The sequence below is a fragment of the Pseudomonas pharyngis genome, assembly GCF_021602345.1.
GTDB lineage: Bacteria > Pseudomonadota > Gammaproteobacteria > Pseudomonadales > Pseudomonadaceae > Aquipseudomonas > Aquipseudomonas pharyngis.
On record NZ_BQID01000004.1, the window covers coordinates 354,145 to 368,913 of the forward strand.

Genomic DNA, 14,769 nt, shown 5'->3' on the forward strand with positions numbered 1-14,769 from the left:
GGCCGCCCTGACCCGCGCCATTCACCTATAACAAGAGAGCCGCGTAATGAATCTGAGCAAGGTCGACCTCAACCTTTTCATCGTCTTCGACGCGATCTACACCGAAGCCAACCTGACCCGCGCCGGGCAGATTGTCGGCATTACCCAGCCGGCGGTGTCCAACGCCTTGGCGCGGTTGCGCGAGACCTTCAACGACCCGCTCTTCGTGCGCACCGCCCAAGGCATGGTGCCGACGCCCATGGCGCAGAACATCATCGGTCCGGTGCGCAACGCACTGTCGCTGCTGCGGGTGTCGGTTCAGGAAAGCCGCATTTTCAACCCCTCGCAAGCGGTCAAGACCTACCGCATCAGCATGACTGACCTGACCGAAGCGGTGATTCTGCCGCCACTGTTCCAGCGTCTGCGTCGTCTGGCGCCGACGGTGATCATCGAAAGCTTCCTGTCCAAACGCCGGGAAACCACCAAGGAGCTGGCTGCCGGGCGCCTCGATTTCGCCGTAGATGCACCGCTCAACACCGACCCGCAGGTGCGCCACGTCAAGCTGATGGAAGACCGTTACGTCTGCGCGATGCGCAAGGGTCATCCGCTGGCGACCAAGGAAAAATTCACCCTCGACGATTACCTGTCGCTGACCCACATCCATATTTCCAGCCGGCGCAGTGGCCTGGGTCATGTCGATCTGGCGCTGGGCAAAATGGGCATCCAGCGCAAGATCGCGCTGCGCTCGCAGCACTATCTGATGGCGTCCCAGGTGTTGCAGCAGACCGACATGGTGATGACCGTGCCGGAGCGTTTCGCCCGCCGCCATGACCTGCATGCGTTCAATCTGCCGGTCAACGATGTACCGCCGGTGGAAACCCATTTGTACTGGCACGAAAGCACTGATCAGGACCCGGCCAACCGCTGGATGCGCGAGCAGATGATCGAGTTGTGCCAGCAAGTGACAGCGCACGAGAAGAAGCTCGACAAGCTGCAGGCGCCCGCTACTTGACGTAAACGTCAACCTGCCATTAGCTTAGCGCCAAGACCCTTCTTCGAGCGCTTTCATGAGCAGCCAGACCTACAGCATTTCCGACCTCGCCCGCGAGCTGGACATCACCACCCGGGCGATCCGCTTCTATGAAGAACAAGGCTTGCTCAGCCCCGAGCGCCGAGGCCAGGAACGCATCTATTCGCCGCGCGACAAGGTCAGCCTGAAGCTGATCCTGCGGGGCAAGCGCATCGGTTTTTCCCTGGCCGAGTGCCGCGAGCTGATCGAGCTCTACGACCCCTCCAGCGGTAACACCAAACAACTCAACAGCATGCTGGCGAAAATCAGCGAGCGCCGGGCACAGCTCGAACAGCAATTGCTGGACATCGAACAGATGAAGCTGGAACTCGACACCGCCGAAGAACGCTGCGTGCAGGCGCTGGAGCAGACGCTCAAGAGTCAGCAATCAGTTCAGTAACCTAAATAAATCCCAATGTGGGAGCGGGCTTGCTCGCGAAAGCGATGTTTCAGAAACAGATTTGTCGGCTGACACTCCGCTTTCGCGAGCAAGCCCGCTCCCACAAGGGTTCCGCACGAATTCAAAAGAGCAGGTCAACGCCATGTCCCTCCCCTCCCAAGTACGCCTGATCGAAGTCGGCCCACGTGACGGCCTGCAGAACGAAGCCCAGCCCATCAGCGTCGCCGACAAGGTGCAACTGGTCGACGCGCTGAGCGCCGCCGGTCTCGGCTATATAGAAGTCGGCAGTTTCGTCTCGCCCAAGTGGGTGCCGCAGATGGCCGGTTCCGCAGAGGTGTTCGCGCAGATCCAGCGCAAGCCCGGCGTGACCTATGGCGCGCTGGCGCCGAACCTGCGCGGTTTTGAGGATGCGCTGGCCGCCGGGGTCAAGGAAGTCGCGGTGTTTGCCGCTGCGTCCGAAGCCTTTTCGCAACGCAACATCAATTGCTCGATCAGCGAAAGCCTGGCGCGGTTCGCGCCGATCATGGAATCGGCGAAACAGCACGGCGTTACCGTGCGCGGTTACGTCTCCTGCGTGCTGGGCTGCCCTTATGAAGGCGAGGTCGCCCCGGAACAAGTGGCCATGGTCGCCCGCGAGCTGTACGCGATGGGCTGCTACGAAGTGTCGCTGGGTGACACCATCGGCACCGGCACTGCGGGCGCGACCCGCCGACTGTTCGAAGTGGTTTCGAAGCAGGTGCCTCGAGAGAAACTCGCCGGCCACTTCCACGACACCTACGGCCAGGCCATGGCCAACATCTACGCCAGCCTGCTGGAAGGCATCGCGGTGTTCGACAGCTCGATCGCCGGCCTCGGCGGCTGCCCGTACGCCAAAGGCGCCAGCGGTAACGTCGCCACTGAAGACGTGGTGTACCTGCTCAATGGCCTGGGTATCGAGACCGGCATCGACCTCGACGCCTTGATTGCCGCCGGCCAGCAGATCAGTGCCGTGCTCGGCCGCCCGACCGGTTCGCGCGTGGCCAAGGCTCGCAGCGCACAGTGAGGGGGGACTGTGTTACCGCCGAGACCGAAACGTGGGCACAAGCGAGTAACATGGAAACAAATTGTCTGGTTTTGCCTGAAAGAAAAATCCTTCAAAAATCTCAAGCGGTTGATTTAAAAGGGTTTTATAAAGTTGGCACGGCTTCTGCTATCTCTATGGCATAACAAGAATAAAAAGCAGCAAACCAATAAAAATAAGACGTACCGACTCTGACATAACAAAAACAACACGGCAGAGACGCAGCTAACAGATTTTTTTGGAGAAGGTGTGCTTTTCAGGGTATTCCTCGGAATGACCCGCAACCGGGCAGAGAACAATAAAACTACCTTCAGGTAGCTCCCGAATCGGTTGGATCGCTAGACGAGAAAGCAGATCAGCGCTCAAAAAAATACGTTTGCTCTTGACCCCGGATGGGGGTCGCCAAAAACAGCGGTAAAGGGCCACGGTTGCCAAAAACAACAACAGACCGCCCCTCAATAATAAAAAAGAGCACGCGACGACAAAATTAAAGGGGAGCTTCGGCTCCCCTTTGTGCTTCCTGTGATTTCTGTTTTCACCGCCCCCCCTTGTGGGAGCGGGCTTGCTCGCGAATGCGTCAGGTCAGTCAACATGCTTGGTGAATGGCACACTGCATTCGCGAGCAAGCCCGCTCCCACATTCGATCTTTGTCAGGTCTGGTTTTCGCGTAATTCTTCGATACTGATCTCACGCATCCGGAATTTCTGGATCTTGCCCGTCACCGTCATCGGAAACTCCTCGACAAACTTGAAGTACCGCGGCGTCTTGAAGTGGGCGATGCGCTCCTTGCACCACGCTTGCAGCTCTTGTTCGGTGGCGCTGTGGCCGGGATGGAATTTGATCCAGGCGACGATTTCTTCGCCGTAACGCGAGCAGGGAATGCCGATCACCTGCACGTCCGCCACCGCTGGATGGGTGAAGAAGAATTCTTCCAGTTCGCGCGGATAAATGTTCTCACCGCCACGGATGATCATGTCCTTGTTACGCCCGGCGATGCACACGTAACCCTCGTCGTTCATGCTCGCCAGGTCGCCGGTGTGCATCCAGCCCGCAGCGTCGATGGCTTCGGCGGTGGCATTCGGGTTGTTCCAATAGCCGAGCATCACGCTGTAACCACGGGTGCACAGCTCGCCGATGGTGCCGCGCGGTACCGGATTGCCGGCCTCGTCGATGATTTTGCTTTCGAGTTGCGGCTGGGTGCGGCCGACGGTGGTGACGCGCAGTTCCAGTTCGTCGGATGGGCCGGTCTGCAGCGACACCGGGCTGGTTTCGGTCATGCCGTAGGCGATCTGCACTTCGCTCATGTGCATTTCGCTGATGACCCGGCGCATCACCTCGATCGGGCAGGTGGCGCCGGCCATGATCCCGGTGCGCAGGGTCGACAGGTCGAACTCGGCGCGCTGCGGTTGATCGAGCATGGCGATGAACATGGTCGGCACGCCGTACAGTGCGGTGGCCTTTTCTTCGGCGACGGTGTTCAGGGTCAGCAGCGGATCAAAGGCATCGTTGGGATAGATCATGGTGCTGCCGTGGGTGATGCAGCCGAGGTTGCCCATGACCATGCCGAAGCAGTGATACAGCGGCACCGGAATCACCAGCCGATCAGCGGCAGTCAGGCCGAGGCTTTCGCCGACCATGTAACCGTTGTTGAGGATGTTGTAGTGACTGAGGGTCGCTCCCTTGGGAAAACCGGTGGTGCCGGAGGTGTACTGAATGTTGACGGGCTGATCGAAGTGCAGACCGTCGCTGCGTTCACGCAATTGTTCTGGAGAGACACTGGCGGCCAGATCTGCCAGTTGCGACCACGGAAGAAAACCCGAAGGCGGCTGCGGATCGAGGCTGATCAAGCCGCGCAGCTCCGGCAGGCGCTCGCTGCGCAGCTCGCCGATGGATTGCTCGACCAGTTCCGGGAGCAAGCCTTGCAACATGCCGTGATAGTTGGAGCTCTTGAAAGCACCGGCGCAGACCAGCCATTGGCAACCGGATTGCTTGAGCACGTATTCGAGTTCGGAGCTGCGGTAGGCCGGGTTGATGTTGACCAGGATTACGCCGAGCTTCGCGGTGGCGAATTGAATGATGCACCACTGCGCGCAATTCGGTGCCCAGATGCCGAGCCGGTCACCGGCCTGCAAACCCAACGCCAGCAGGGCTCTGGCGTGAACATCCACCGCGTCGGCCAGTTGCCGCCAGGTATAACGCAGCTGCTGATGACGCACCACCAACGCCTCGCCGTCCGGATACTGCGCGACGGTCTCGTCGAACTTCTGCCCGATGGTCATCGCCAGCAAGGCTTTGTCCTGGGAACCACGGGTGTAGCTGCGCTGCGGGTTTGCACTGGATTGATCCATGACGACCCCTATTGTCTTTATTAGTGGGTGTTGGAACGGAGCCACGGCAGCTCCGACCATTCAGAACTGGCTCTACTCTCGCTCAAGTTGACGTTAACGTAAAGGGTGATTGACAGCCATTCGTCACAGGCTTACGTTAACGTAAAGGTGAGAACTGAAACGCCCTTCTCCCCACCCTACAAAAAAGCCAAAAGGTGACCCATGAGCTACCCATCCCTGAACTTTGCCCTCGGTGAAACCATCGACATGCTGCGCGATCAGGTTCAGTCCTTTGTCGCCAAGGAGATCGCCCCGCGTGCCGCGCAGATCGACAGCGACAACCTGTTCCCGGCTGATCTGTGGCGCAAGTTCGGTGACATGGGCCTGCTCGGGATCACCGTACCGGAAGAGTACGGCGGCGCTGGTCTGGGTTACCTGGCGCACGTGGTGGCGATGGAAGAAATCAGCCGTGGCTCGGCTTCCGTGGCGTTGTCCTACGGCGCCCACTCCAACCTCTGCGTCAACCAGATCAACCGCAACGGCAACCACGAACAGAAAGCCAAATACCTGCCGAAGCTGATCAGCGGCGAACACGTCGGCGCTCTGGCGATGAGCGAGCCGAACGCCGGTTCCGACGTGGTCTCGATGAAACTGCGCGCCGATAAACGCGGCGACCGCTTCGTGCTCAACGGCAGCAAGACCTGGATCACCAACGGTCCCGACGCCAACACTTACGTCATCTACGCCAAGACCGACCTGGAAAAAGGCCCGCACGGCATCACCGCGTTCATCGTCGAACGTGACTGGAAAGGCTTCAGCCGCAGCAACAAGTTCGACAAACTCGGCATGCGCGGCTCCAACACCTGCGAGCTGTTCTTCGATGACGTCGAGGTGCCGGAAGAGAACATCCTCGGCGTCCTCAACGGCGGCGTGAAAGTGCTGATGAGCGGCCTCGATTACGAGCGTGTGGTTCTTTCGGGTGGCCCGACCGGAATCATGCAGTCGTGCATGGACCTGATCGTGCCGTACATCCACGACCGCAAGCAGTTCGGCCAGAGCATCGGCGAATTCCAGCTGATCCAGGGCAAAGTCGCCGACATGTACACCCAGCTCAACGCCAGCCGCGCGTACCTTTACGCCGTGGCCCAGGCCTGCGAGCGCAACGAAACCACGCGCAAGGACGCCGCCGGCGTGATCCTCTACACCGCCGAACGTGCCACACAAATGGCCCTTGATGCGATCCAGATTCTCGGCGGCAACGGTTACATCAACGAATTCCCCGCCGGTCGTCTGCTGCGTGACGCCAAGCTGTACGAAATCGGCGCTGGCACCAGTGAGATCCGTCGCATGCTGATCGGTCGCGAACTGTTCAACGAAACCCGCTAAACGGAGCTGTCCATGGCTATCCTGCATACCCAGCTCAACCCTCGTTCAGCGGAGTTCGCCGCCAACAGCGCGGCGATGCTCAAACAGGTCGACGCCCTGCACACCCTGCTCGCCCAAGTGGCCCAGGGCGGCGGCGCGAAAGCTCAGGAACGTCACACCTCGCGCGGCAAACTGCTGCCGCGTGAGCGGATCAACCGCTTGCTCGATCCGGGCTCGCCGTTTCTGGAAATCAGCCAATTGGCCGCTCATGCCGTTTATGGCGAGGACGTGCCGGCCGCTGGCGTGATTGCCGGGATCGGCCGCGTGGAAGGCGTCGAATGCATGATCGTCGCCAACGACGCGACAGTAAAAGGTGGTTCGTACTACCCGCTGACCGTGAAGAAACACTTGCGCGCCCAGACCATCGCCCAGCAAAACCGCTTGCCGTGCATTTATCTGGTGGACTCGGGCGGCGCCAACCTGCCGCGCCAGGACGAAGTGTTCCCGGATCGCGAACACTTCGGGCGGATCTTCTTCAACCAGGCCAACATGAGCGCCATGGGCATTCCGCAGATTGCCGTGGTCATGGGTTCATGCACCGCCGGCGGCGCCTATGTGCCGGCGATGGCCGACGAAGCGATCATGGTGCGCAATCAGGCGACGATTTTCCTCGCTGGCCCACCGCTGGTGAAAGCCGCGACCGGTGAAGTGGTCAGCGCCGAAGACCTCGGCGGGGCCGATGTGCACTGCAAGACTTCCGGGGTTGCCGACCATTACGCCGAAAGCGACGAGCACGCCCTCGCCCTCGCCCGCCGCAGCGTCGCCAACCTCAACTGGCGCAAACTCGGCGAAGTGCAGCAGCGCGCGCCGATTGCTCCGCTGTACGCCAGCGACGAGTTGTACGGCGTGGTGTCGGCGGACGCCAAGCAGCCGTTCGATGTGCGCGAAGTGATTGCGCGACTGGTCGACGGTTCGGTGTTCGATGAATTCAAAGCGCTGTTCGGGACGACGCTGGTGTGCGGTTTCGCCCATCTGCACGGCTACCCGATCGCGATCCTCGCCAACAACGGCATCCTGTTCGCCGAAGCCGCGCAAAAAGGCGCGCACTTCATCGAACTGGCCTGCCAGCGCGGGATTCCGCTGCTGTTCCTGCAGAACATCACAGGCTTCATGGTTGGCCAGAAATACGAGGCCGGCGGCATCGCCAAGCACGGCGCCAAACTGGTGACCGCCGTGGCGTGCGCCAAGGTGCCGAAATTCACCGTGATCATCGGCGGCAGCTTCGGCGCCGGGAACTACGGCATGTGCGGGCGGGCCTACGATCCACGCTTCCTGTGGATGTGGCCGAACGCGCGGATCGGCGTAATGGGCGCCGAACAGGCGGCTGGCGTGCTGGTTCAGGTCAAGCGCGAACAGGCCGAACGCAGCGGCCAAGCGTTCAGCGCCGAGCAGGAAAGCGAGATCAAACAACCGATCATCGACCAGTACGAAGAACAGGGTCACCCCTACTACTCCAGCGCACGGCTGTGGGACGACGGCGTCATCGACCCGGCGCAGACCCGCGATGTACTGGCCCTGGCCTTGTCCGCGTCGTTGAACGCGCCTATCGAACCGAGCCGCTTCGGCGTGTTCCGGATGTGATCGGGAGAACCTCATGAGCGACTTCAACACCCTCGAATTGCAGAGCGATCCACGGGGTTTCGCGACCCTGTGGCTGAGCCGCGAAGAAAAGAACAACGCGTTCAACGCCGAGATGATCCGTGAACTGATCCTGGCGCTGGACAAGGTCGCCAGCGACGCCAGCCTGCGCTTCCTGCTGGTGCGCGGACGCGGCAAGCACTTCAGCGCCGGCGCCGATCTGGCCTGGATGCAGCAATCGGCCGAACTCGATTACCACACCAACCTCGACGACGCCCGGGAACTGGCGGAACTGATGTACAACCTCGCCAAACTGAAAATCCCGACCGTGGCCGTAGTGCAAGGCGCAGCGTTCGGCGGCGCGCTGGGTCTGATCAGTTGCTGCGACATGGCGATCGGCGCGGATGACGCGCAGTTCTGCCTGTCGGAAGTGCGCATTGGCCTGGCGCCAGCGGTGATCAGCCCGTTCGTGGTGCAGGCCATCGGCGAGCGCGCGGCGCGGCGTTATGCGCTGACGGCCGAGCGTTTTGGCGGCCAACGGGCGCGTGAGATTGGATTGCTGTCCGAAAGCTATCCGGCAACCGAGCTTGAACAGAAAGTCGAACAATGGATCGACAACCTTCTGCTCAACAGCCCCGCCGCCATGCGCGCCAGCAAGGATCTGCTGCGTGAGGTCGGCAACGGCGCACTGACGCCGGCCCTGCGCCGCTACACCGAAAACGCCATCGCCCGCATTCGCGTCAGCCCGGAAGGCCAGGAAGGCTTGCGGGCCTTTTTGCAGAAACGTGCGCCGAGCTGGCAAGCCGCAACCACCACCAAGGAGCCGCGTTGATGAGCGCACCTGTTCTCACCACACTGCTGGTGGCCAACCGTGGCGAAATCGCTTGCCGGGTCATGCGTACCGCCAAGGCGCTGGGCATGACCACCGTCGCCGTACACAGCGCCACCGACCGTGAAGCGCGGCACAGCCGTGAAGCGGATATCCGCGTCGACCTGGGCGGCAGCAAAGCGGCCGACAGTTACTTACAAATCGACAAACTGATCGCCGCGGCCAAGGCCAGCGGCGCTCAGGCGATTCATCCGGGTTATGGCTTTCTGTCGGAGAACGCCGGGTTTGCTCGCGCCATCGAAGCGGCCGGCCTGATCTTCCTCGGCCCACCCGCCTCGGCCATCGACGCGATGGGCAGCAAATCCGCCGCCAAGGCCCTGATGGAAACGGCTGGCGTGCCGCTGGTGCCGGGTTATCACGGCGAAGCTCAGGATCTGGACACCTTCCGCGATGCTTGCGAGCGCATCGGCTATCCGGTGCTGCTCAAGGCCACCGCTGGCGGTGGCGGTAAAGGCATGAAGGTCGTTGAGGACGTCAGTCAACTGGCTGAAGCGCTGGCCTCCGCACAGCGTGAAGCGCAGTCGTCGTTCGGCGACTCGCGGATGCTGGTGGAGAAATACCTGCTCAAGCCGCGGCACGTGGAAATCCAGGTATTCGCCGATCAGCATGGCAATTGCCTGTACCTGAACGAGCGCGATTGCTCGATCCAGCGCCGACACCAGAAGGTCGTCGAAGAGGCGCCGGCACCGGGTTTGAGCCCGGAACTGCGTCGGGCGATGGGCGAGGCGGCTGTGCGTTCGGCGCAAGCCATCGGCTACGTCGGTGCCGGCACGGTGGAGTTTCTGCTGGATGCTCGCGGCGAGTTCTTCTTCATGGAGATGAACACGCGGCTGCAGGTCGAACACCCGGTCACCGAAGCCATCACCGGGCTCGATCTGGTGGCCTGGCAGATTCGCGTTGCTCGCGGCGAAGCACTGCCGATCACCCAGGATCAGGTGCCGCTCAACGGGCATGCGATTGAGGTTCGGTTGTATGCGGAAGATCCGTCGAATGACTTCCTGCCGGCAACCGGGCGTCTGGATCTGTATCGCGAATCCGCCGCAGGGCCGGGGCGCCGTGTGGACAGCGGCGTTGAAGAAGGCGACGAGATTTCGCCGTTCTACGATCCGATGCTCGGCAAGCTGATTGCCTGGGGCGAGGATCGTGAACAGGCGCGTTTGCGGCTGTTGAGCATGCTCGATGAGTTTGCGATTGGCGGGCTTAAGACCAACATCAACTTCCTGCGGCGGATCATCGGTCATCCGGCGTTTGCGGCGGCCGAGCTGGATACCGGGTTCATTCCGCGTTATCAGGAACAGCTACTGCCAGCGCCTGCTGCGCTGAGCGATGAATTCTGGGTGGCGGCGGCGCAGGCTTTTGCGCAGAGCCTGCCGGGGATGGCTCGGGCGGATGATCCCGCTTCGCCTTGGGCGCTTCCCAGCGGTTTGCGTACTGGCCTGCCACGTGAAATCACTTTGCATTTGAGTTGCGAGGGGCAGGACCGGGCGTTGACGCTCGGTGCTGGCAGTAATGCAAAACTGATCGGCGAGCAACTGATACTCGAGCACGACGGGCTGCGTCGGCAGCTGCGGGCGATTCGTCGTGAAGAGGTGCTGTTTCTGCAATGGGACGGCGAGTTGCGACGCGTTGAAACGTATGACCCGATCAGCGCTGTCGACGCCAGCCACAGCCATCAGGGCGGTCTGACGGCGCCGATGAACGGCAGCATCGTGCGGGTGCTGGTGGAGGCCGGGCAAGCGGTTGAGGCCGGCGCGCAATTGGTGGTACTGGAAGCGATGAAGATGGAGCACAGCATCCGCGCGCCCCATGCCGGGGTGATCAAGGCGCTGTATTGCCAGGAAGGCGAAATGGTCAGCGAAGGCAGCGCACTGGTCGAACTGGAAGAAGCTTGAAAGGTGGATCGATCCTACGCTTCGCGAGGATCGATCTGACTAGTATTTGGCGGTTGCCTGAACCACGACGCCGATGATTCGGCACTCGTCGGTCAACAAGGCTTTCGGCCAGGTCGGATTGAGCGGCACCAGGTAGCGCTGGCCGCCCTCTTCGATCAGCTTGCGGAAAATCGCCTCGTCGCTGTCAGGCCACTGGGCGATAACCAGTTTGCCGGGCTCGGCTTCCAGCGCCGGGTCCACCAGAATCATCATCCCCTCGCCGATGCTCTGCCCGGTGGGCGCGGTCATCGCGTTACCCGTCACCGTCAGCCAGAACGCCGGGCCACGGGCGTGGTAATCCGTCAGTTCGAAACGTCGCTTGTCCTTGGCACTCGAATACGCTGGCTGGCTCTCGCGGGCCTCGACCGGCGCATTCCACTCGCTGACCGGATAGCGAAAGTAAGGGTTGTACTTCTGCGCCAGGGGCATTTCGTCGTCCGCATCGATCTGCGGTTCACGAATCACCACCGCGACCTCGAGATACTCCATGCCCAGCGCTTTCAGCACGCGGTTCATCTGCGTGATGCCGGGCTCGCGGCGCTTGTTCAGCCAATGGCCGATACCGCCCTGAGACATGCCGACGCGCTCGCCGAGCTCGACTTGAGTGACGTTGAGTTCACTCATTTTGGCCTTGACCAACTCAATCCATTTATCCATGTGCGGCACCATACGTGGACGCCTGCGGCCAGCAAAACACATATTGTAGTATTTAAATTCTGGTCACAAATACTGATAGTACTATTCTTGAGTCACGGATTTGAATCGACCAAGGAGTGACCTTTCACCATGAATATCACCAGCAAAGACTTGCCCGACCTGCAAATGGACACCACCTTCACCTCCCCGCAAGGGTGTGCCGCTGCGCAACGGGCGTTGGACTATTACTTGAAACCAGCTGTGTCAGAACCGGATGCAGAGGAACGCTTCTTCGGCGTGAACAGCAACCTGAGTGGCGAAGAATCCCTGGTCCACGCCTCCGACCTGCTGCGATGCGCAGCAGCCACGGCGTTCAAGGCTGCGGATGGCTTACAGGGCGTCAATCGGGATCTGGCGTTTTCGGTCGTGCACATGGTGGACATGGCACGAGCGATGGTCGATCACTCGCTCGATGGAGGACTTCGCTGAAGAGGGGAGTTCGGACGGACAGGAAAGAACTTTCCAATCGCGCAGATAAAAACATTTGACTTGCAAATGATAATGATTATTATTGCAAGCAGCTGGTCGCGAGATCAGTCGATGGGCCAGAGACCTTAGGTCGGTCTTCTGGACTATCTCCTCATCAGGCTAATCACGGTTTTTGACCCGGCTTTTTGCCGGGTCTTTTTTTTGCCAGTTTTCTGGCTTGTGGCTTCAGGCTAATGAAGTCTTTGGGTGCTGCAAATTCGATGGCGCGGATAATATCAAAAGAATATTGCTTGGCAAGCGGACCCCGGCCCCATTGGGGCAAAGTAATGCCAATTAGCACTTGAGAATCAATCGCACAGCCACTAAGCTGCATCCGCGTCACGGAAGACGCCCCCCGCCACAACCCGCAATTTCCCTCGGTTTCACCCCTGTCTTGCGTGTAAAGTAGCCGCCATAAAAATCATATTCAGGAACCGATTATGACCGTGGCCAAATCTTCGTTCGACATCAGCGCCAACTTCGACAGCGGCAACATCCAAGTCATCGACATCAGCAATCCGCTCAACCCGGTTCTGGCAATTCGGCCAGATACCCGCAGCGCCCATTTCCAGTGGTTCCACTTCAAGGCCAGCGGCCTGCACGTTCATCAGGAACACTGGTTCCGTCTGGTCAACGCCAGTCAGTCCTCCTACAACAAAGCCTGGACCGGCTATCAGGCGGTCGCCTCTTACGATCACGTCAACTGGTTCCGCATTCCGACCCAATTCGAAGGCGACAGCCTGCGCTTCTGCCTCGAAGCCGAGCAGACCCACGCCTGGTTCGCCTACTTCGAGCCCTACAGCCGTGGCCGTCATGACTGGCTGATCGAGCAGGCGCTGACCAAGGCCGGCACCGAACTGCTGGCCACCGGAAAAAGCGTCGAAGGCCGCGACATTCAGCTGCTGCGCAAAGGCACTGGCGCCGAAGGTCGCCGCAAGATCTGGATCATCGCCCAGCAACATCCCGGCGAGCACATGGCCGAGTGGTTCATGGAAGGCGTGATCGAACGCCTGGAACATCATGACGATCCAGTGCTGAACAAACTGCTGGCCAGCGCCGATCTGTACCTGGTGCCGAACATGAACCCGGACGGTGCCTTCCACGGTCACCTGCGCACCAACGCCATGGGCCAGGACCTGAACCGCGCCTGGCAGAACGCCAGTCAGGAAGTCAGCCCCGAAGTACTTTTCGTACAACAGCAAATGGAAAAGTACGGCGTCGATCTGTTCCTCGACGTACACGGCGACGAAGAAATTCCCCACGTGTTCACCGCCGGCTGCGAAGGCAATCCGGGTTACACCCCGCGGATCGAGAAACTCGAAGAACACTTCCGCAGCCACCTCAAACACACCACCAAAGATTTCCAGACCAAGTATGGCTACACCCGCGATGAACCGGGCCAGGCCAACATGACCCTGGCCTGCAACAGCGTCGGCCAGAAGTTCGACTGCCTGTCACTGACCCTGGAAATGCCGTTCAAGGATCACGATGATGCGCCGAATCCGCTCACCGGCTGGTCGGGCAAGCGCTCGAAGCAACTGGGCAAGGACGTGCTGACCACCATCGCGGACATGGTCGACACCCTGCGCTGATCGCCCCTGAGTTTCGCTTCACAAAAGATCGCAGCCTGTCTGCGATCTTTTTTTTGCGCCGACTTTTACTCAATCAGGTTGCAAATCAAAACCGGATTACTTACCGTCATTCAAGTTTCAACTTGAAACCTGAAAGGATCCGGGACATGAACACTGCAACACTCGATAAAGGTGTCGTACTGCTTTTCGCCATCGCTTGCGGCCTCGCGGTGGGTAACGTGTATTACGCCCAGCCGCTGCTGGATGCGATGGCCGACGCCTTCGGCCTGTCGCCGGGCAGCATCGGCATCGTCATAACCTTGACTCAGGTCGGCTACGGCTTCGGGCTGTTATTGCTCGTACCCCTCGGCGACCTGCTCAACCGCCGGCGGCTGATCGTCACGCAAACACTGTTGTCCGCCGCAGCCTTGTTGATGATTGCTCTGGCCTCGAACAGCACCTGGCTGCTGATTGGCGTCACCCTGACCGGCCTGCTGGCCGTGGTCACCCAGGTGTTGGTCGCCTACGCCGCAACTCTCGCGGTCCCGGCACAACGCGGAAAGGTAGTCGGCGTGATCACCAGCGGCATCGTCGTCGGCATTCTGCTGGCGCGCACGGTGGCCGGCGGCATGGCCGATCTGGCCGGCTGGCGCTCGATCTATCTGCTGTCAGCGGGATTGACGCTGGTGATGGCTGTGTTGCTGTTTCGGGTGTTGCCCAAGGATGAAGAAGCACGACCGACCACGCATTACGTGGCATTGATCGCCTCAGTGTTCAGCCTGTTTCGTGAAGAACCGGTGCTGCGCCAACGAGCAATCCTCGCCCTGCTCACCTTCGCCAGCGCCATGGTGCTGTGGACGCCGATGGTGTTGCCGCTGGCCGCCCCGCCGCTGTCGCTCTCCCACAGTGAGATCGGATTGTTCGGACTCGCCGGCGCGGCGGGTGCACTCGCCGCCGCCAGAGCCGGACATCTGGCGGATCGAGGATGGGGGCAATGGGTCAGCGGTCTGTCGCTGCTGCTGATGCTGGGCTCGTGGTTGCCAATCGCGCTCACCCATTTATCACTATGGGCGCTACTGCTTGGCGTCATCACTCTGGATCTGGGCTTGCAGGCCGTGCACGTCACCAGCCAGAGCATGATCTACAGCGTCCGCCCGGAGGCGCAAAGCCGACTGACCGCCGGCTACATGCTGTTTTACTCGATAGGCAGCGCCTTGGGCTCAATCGCCTCGACGGCCATGTACGCCTGGGCTGGATGGCCGGGCGTCTGCTGGCTGGGTGCCGCAATCAACATGGTCGCGTTGCTGTACTGGTGGCGAACGCTGGCCACCCGGAAACGTGGCGAGGCGGCTTGCGCCCTCGCCACGTCGGACTGA

General features: G+C 60.6%; 13 protein-coding genes. 10 read left to right on the forward strand and 3 right to left on the reverse strand.

Annotation, left to right across the window (positions count from 1 at the left end; genetic code table 11):
• The first annotated feature begins 46 nt into the window (after positions 1-46).
• The 3 genes from L6D74_RS11460 to L6D74_RS11470 all read left to right on the forward strand — a co-directional run bounded on the left by L6D74_RS11460 (position 47) and on the right by L6D74_RS11470 (position 2,490).
• On the forward strand, positions 47-991 hold the full coding sequence (locus L6D74_RS11460) for a LysR family transcriptional regulator (RefSeq protein WP_011334997.1): 945 nt from the start codon (positions 47-49) through the stop codon (positions 989-991).
• Between the two features lie 55 nt (positions 992-1,046).
• Positions 1,047-1,448, forward strand: coding sequence for a MerR family transcriptional regulator (locus L6D74_RS11465; protein WP_011334998.1), 402 nt, complete (start codon positions 1,047-1,049; stop codon positions 1,446-1,448).
• 142 nt (positions 1,449-1,590) lie between these two features.
• Positions 1,591-2,490: a hydroxymethylglutaryl-CoA lyase gene (locus L6D74_RS11470; RefSeq protein ID WP_085712431.1), complete on the forward strand. Its 900-nt coding sequence runs from the start codon at positions 1,591-1,593 to the stop codon at positions 2,488-2,490.
• 668 nt (positions 2,491-3,158) lie between these two features.
• On the opposite strand, the gene L6D74_RS11475 is transcribed toward L6D74_RS11470, so the two are convergent.
• On the reverse strand, positions 3,159-4,856 hold the full coding sequence (locus L6D74_RS11475; RefSeq protein ID WP_236189213.1) for an AMP-binding protein: 1,698 nt from the start codon (positions 4,854-4,856) through the stop codon (positions 3,159-3,161).
• Positions 4,857-5,057: 201 nt separating this feature from the next.
• Between L6D74_RS11475 and L6D74_RS11480 the strand changes: the two genes are divergently transcribed.
• Genes L6D74_RS11480 through L6D74_RS11495 form a run of 4 tightly spaced genes read left to right on the forward strand, consistent with a single transcriptional unit; the run spans position 5,058 to position 10,619 of the window.
• On the forward strand, positions 5,058-6,221 hold the full coding sequence (locus tag L6D74_RS11480; protein ID WP_039767508.1) for an isovaleryl-CoA dehydrogenase: 1,164 nt from the start codon (positions 5,058-5,060) through the stop codon (positions 6,219-6,221).
• Positions 6,222-6,233: 12 nt separating this feature from the next.
• Positions 6,234-7,841 carry a carboxyl transferase domain-containing protein gene (locus L6D74_RS11485; protein WP_236189214.1) on the forward strand — a complete coding sequence of 536 codons (1,608 nt, stop codon included), beginning with the start codon at positions 6,234-6,236 and terminating at the stop codon, positions 7,839-7,841.
• Between the two features lie 13 nt (positions 7,842-7,854).
• On the forward strand, positions 7,855-8,670 hold the full coding sequence (locus tag L6D74_RS11490) for a gamma-carboxygeranoyl-CoA hydratase (RefSeq protein WP_085612692.1): 816 nt from the start codon (positions 7,855-7,857) through the stop codon (positions 8,668-8,670).
• A complete protein-coding gene (locus tag L6D74_RS11495) occupies positions 8,670-10,619 on the forward strand; it encodes an acetyl/propionyl/methylcrotonyl-CoA carboxylase subunit alpha (protein WP_236189215.1) in 1,950 nt (649 codons plus the stop codon). The genes L6D74_RS11490 and L6D74_RS11495 overlap by 1 nt, the downstream gene beginning before the upstream one ends.
• Positions 10,620-10,658: 39 nt before the next feature.
• Here the strand turns inward: L6D74_RS11495 and L6D74_RS11500 are convergent, their stop codons facing one another.
• Positions 10,659-11,315, reverse strand: a complete 657-nt coding sequence (locus L6D74_RS11500; RefSeq protein ID WP_039767691.1) for a LexA family protein — start codon at positions 11,313-11,315, stop codon at positions 10,659-10,661.
• 129 nt (positions 11,316-11,444) lie between these two features.
• Between L6D74_RS11500 and L6D74_RS11505 the strand changes: the two genes are divergently transcribed.
• Positions 11,445-11,783 (forward strand): DUF6124 family protein, encoded by a 339-nt coding sequence (locus L6D74_RS11505; protein ID WP_085648257.1) that lies wholly within the window; start codon positions 11,445-11,447, stop codon positions 11,781-11,783.
• 163 nt (positions 11,784-11,946) lie between these two features.
• Here L6D74_RS11505 and L6D74_RS11510 read toward each other — a convergent pair whose 3' ends face one another.
• A complete protein-coding gene (locus tag L6D74_RS11510) occupies positions 11,947-12,165 on the reverse strand; it encodes a hypothetical protein (RefSeq protein ID WP_156669347.1) in 219 nt (72 codons plus the stop codon).
• A 97-nt stretch (positions 12,166-12,262) separates the two neighbouring features.
• Here L6D74_RS11510 and L6D74_RS11515 point away from each other — a divergent pair, with 97 nt between their 5' ends.
• Together L6D74_RS11515 and L6D74_RS11520 are read left to right on the forward strand one after the other, a co-directional pair.
• On the forward strand, positions 12,263-13,414 hold the full coding sequence (locus L6D74_RS11515) for a M14 family metallopeptidase (protein ID WP_064597797.1): 1,152 nt from the start codon (positions 12,263-12,265) through the stop codon (positions 13,412-13,414).
• 146 nt (positions 13,415-13,560) lie between these two features.
• On the forward strand, positions 13,561-14,769 hold the full coding sequence (locus L6D74_RS11520; RefSeq protein ID WP_236189216.1) for an MFS transporter: 1,209 nt from the start codon (positions 13,561-13,563) through the stop codon (positions 14,767-14,769).

Coding starts and splice junctions, on each gene's coding strand:
- L6D74_RS11495 (WP_236189215.1), top strand. CDS start 8,670: ATGAGCGCACCTGTTCTCACCACACTGCTGGTGGCCAACCGTGGCGAA.
- L6D74_RS11520 (WP_236189216.1), top strand. CDS start 13,561: ATGAACACTGCAACACTCGATAAAGGTGTCGTACTGCTTTTCGCCATC.
- L6D74_RS11465 (WP_011334998.1), top strand. CDS start 1,047: ATGAGCAGCCAGACCTACAGCATTTCCGACCTCGCCCGCGAGCTGGAC.
- L6D74_RS11490 (WP_085612692.1), top strand. CDS start 7,855: ATGAGCGACTTCAACACCCTCGAATTGCAGAGCGATCCACGGGGTTTC.
- L6D74_RS11515 (WP_064597797.1), top strand. CDS start 12,263: ATGACCGTGGCCAAATCTTCGTTCGACATCAGCGCCAACTTCGACAGC.
- L6D74_RS11505 (WP_085648257.1), top strand. CDS start 11,445: ATGAATATCACCAGCAAAGACTTGCCCGACCTGCAAATGGACACCACC.
- L6D74_RS11460 (WP_011334997.1), top strand. CDS start 47: ATGAATCTGAGCAAGGTCGACCTCAACCTTTTCATCGTCTTCGACGCG.
- L6D74_RS11475 (WP_236189213.1), bottom strand. CDS start 4,856: ATGGATCAATCCAGTGCAAACCCGCAGCGCAGCTACACCCGTGGTTCC.
- L6D74_RS11485 (WP_236189214.1), top strand. CDS start 6,234: ATGGCTATCCTGCATACCCAGCTCAACCCTCGTTCAGCGGAGTTCGCC.
- L6D74_RS11470 (WP_085712431.1), top strand. CDS start 1,591: ATGTCCCTCCCCTCCCAAGTACGCCTGATCGAAGTCGGCCCACGTGAC.
- L6D74_RS11500 (WP_039767691.1), bottom strand. CDS start 11,315: ATGGATAAATGGATTGAGTTGGTCAAGGCCAAAATGAGTGAACTCAAC.
- L6D74_RS11480 (WP_039767508.1), top strand. CDS start 5,058: ATGAGCTACCCATCCCTGAACTTTGCCCTCGGTGAAACCATCGACATG.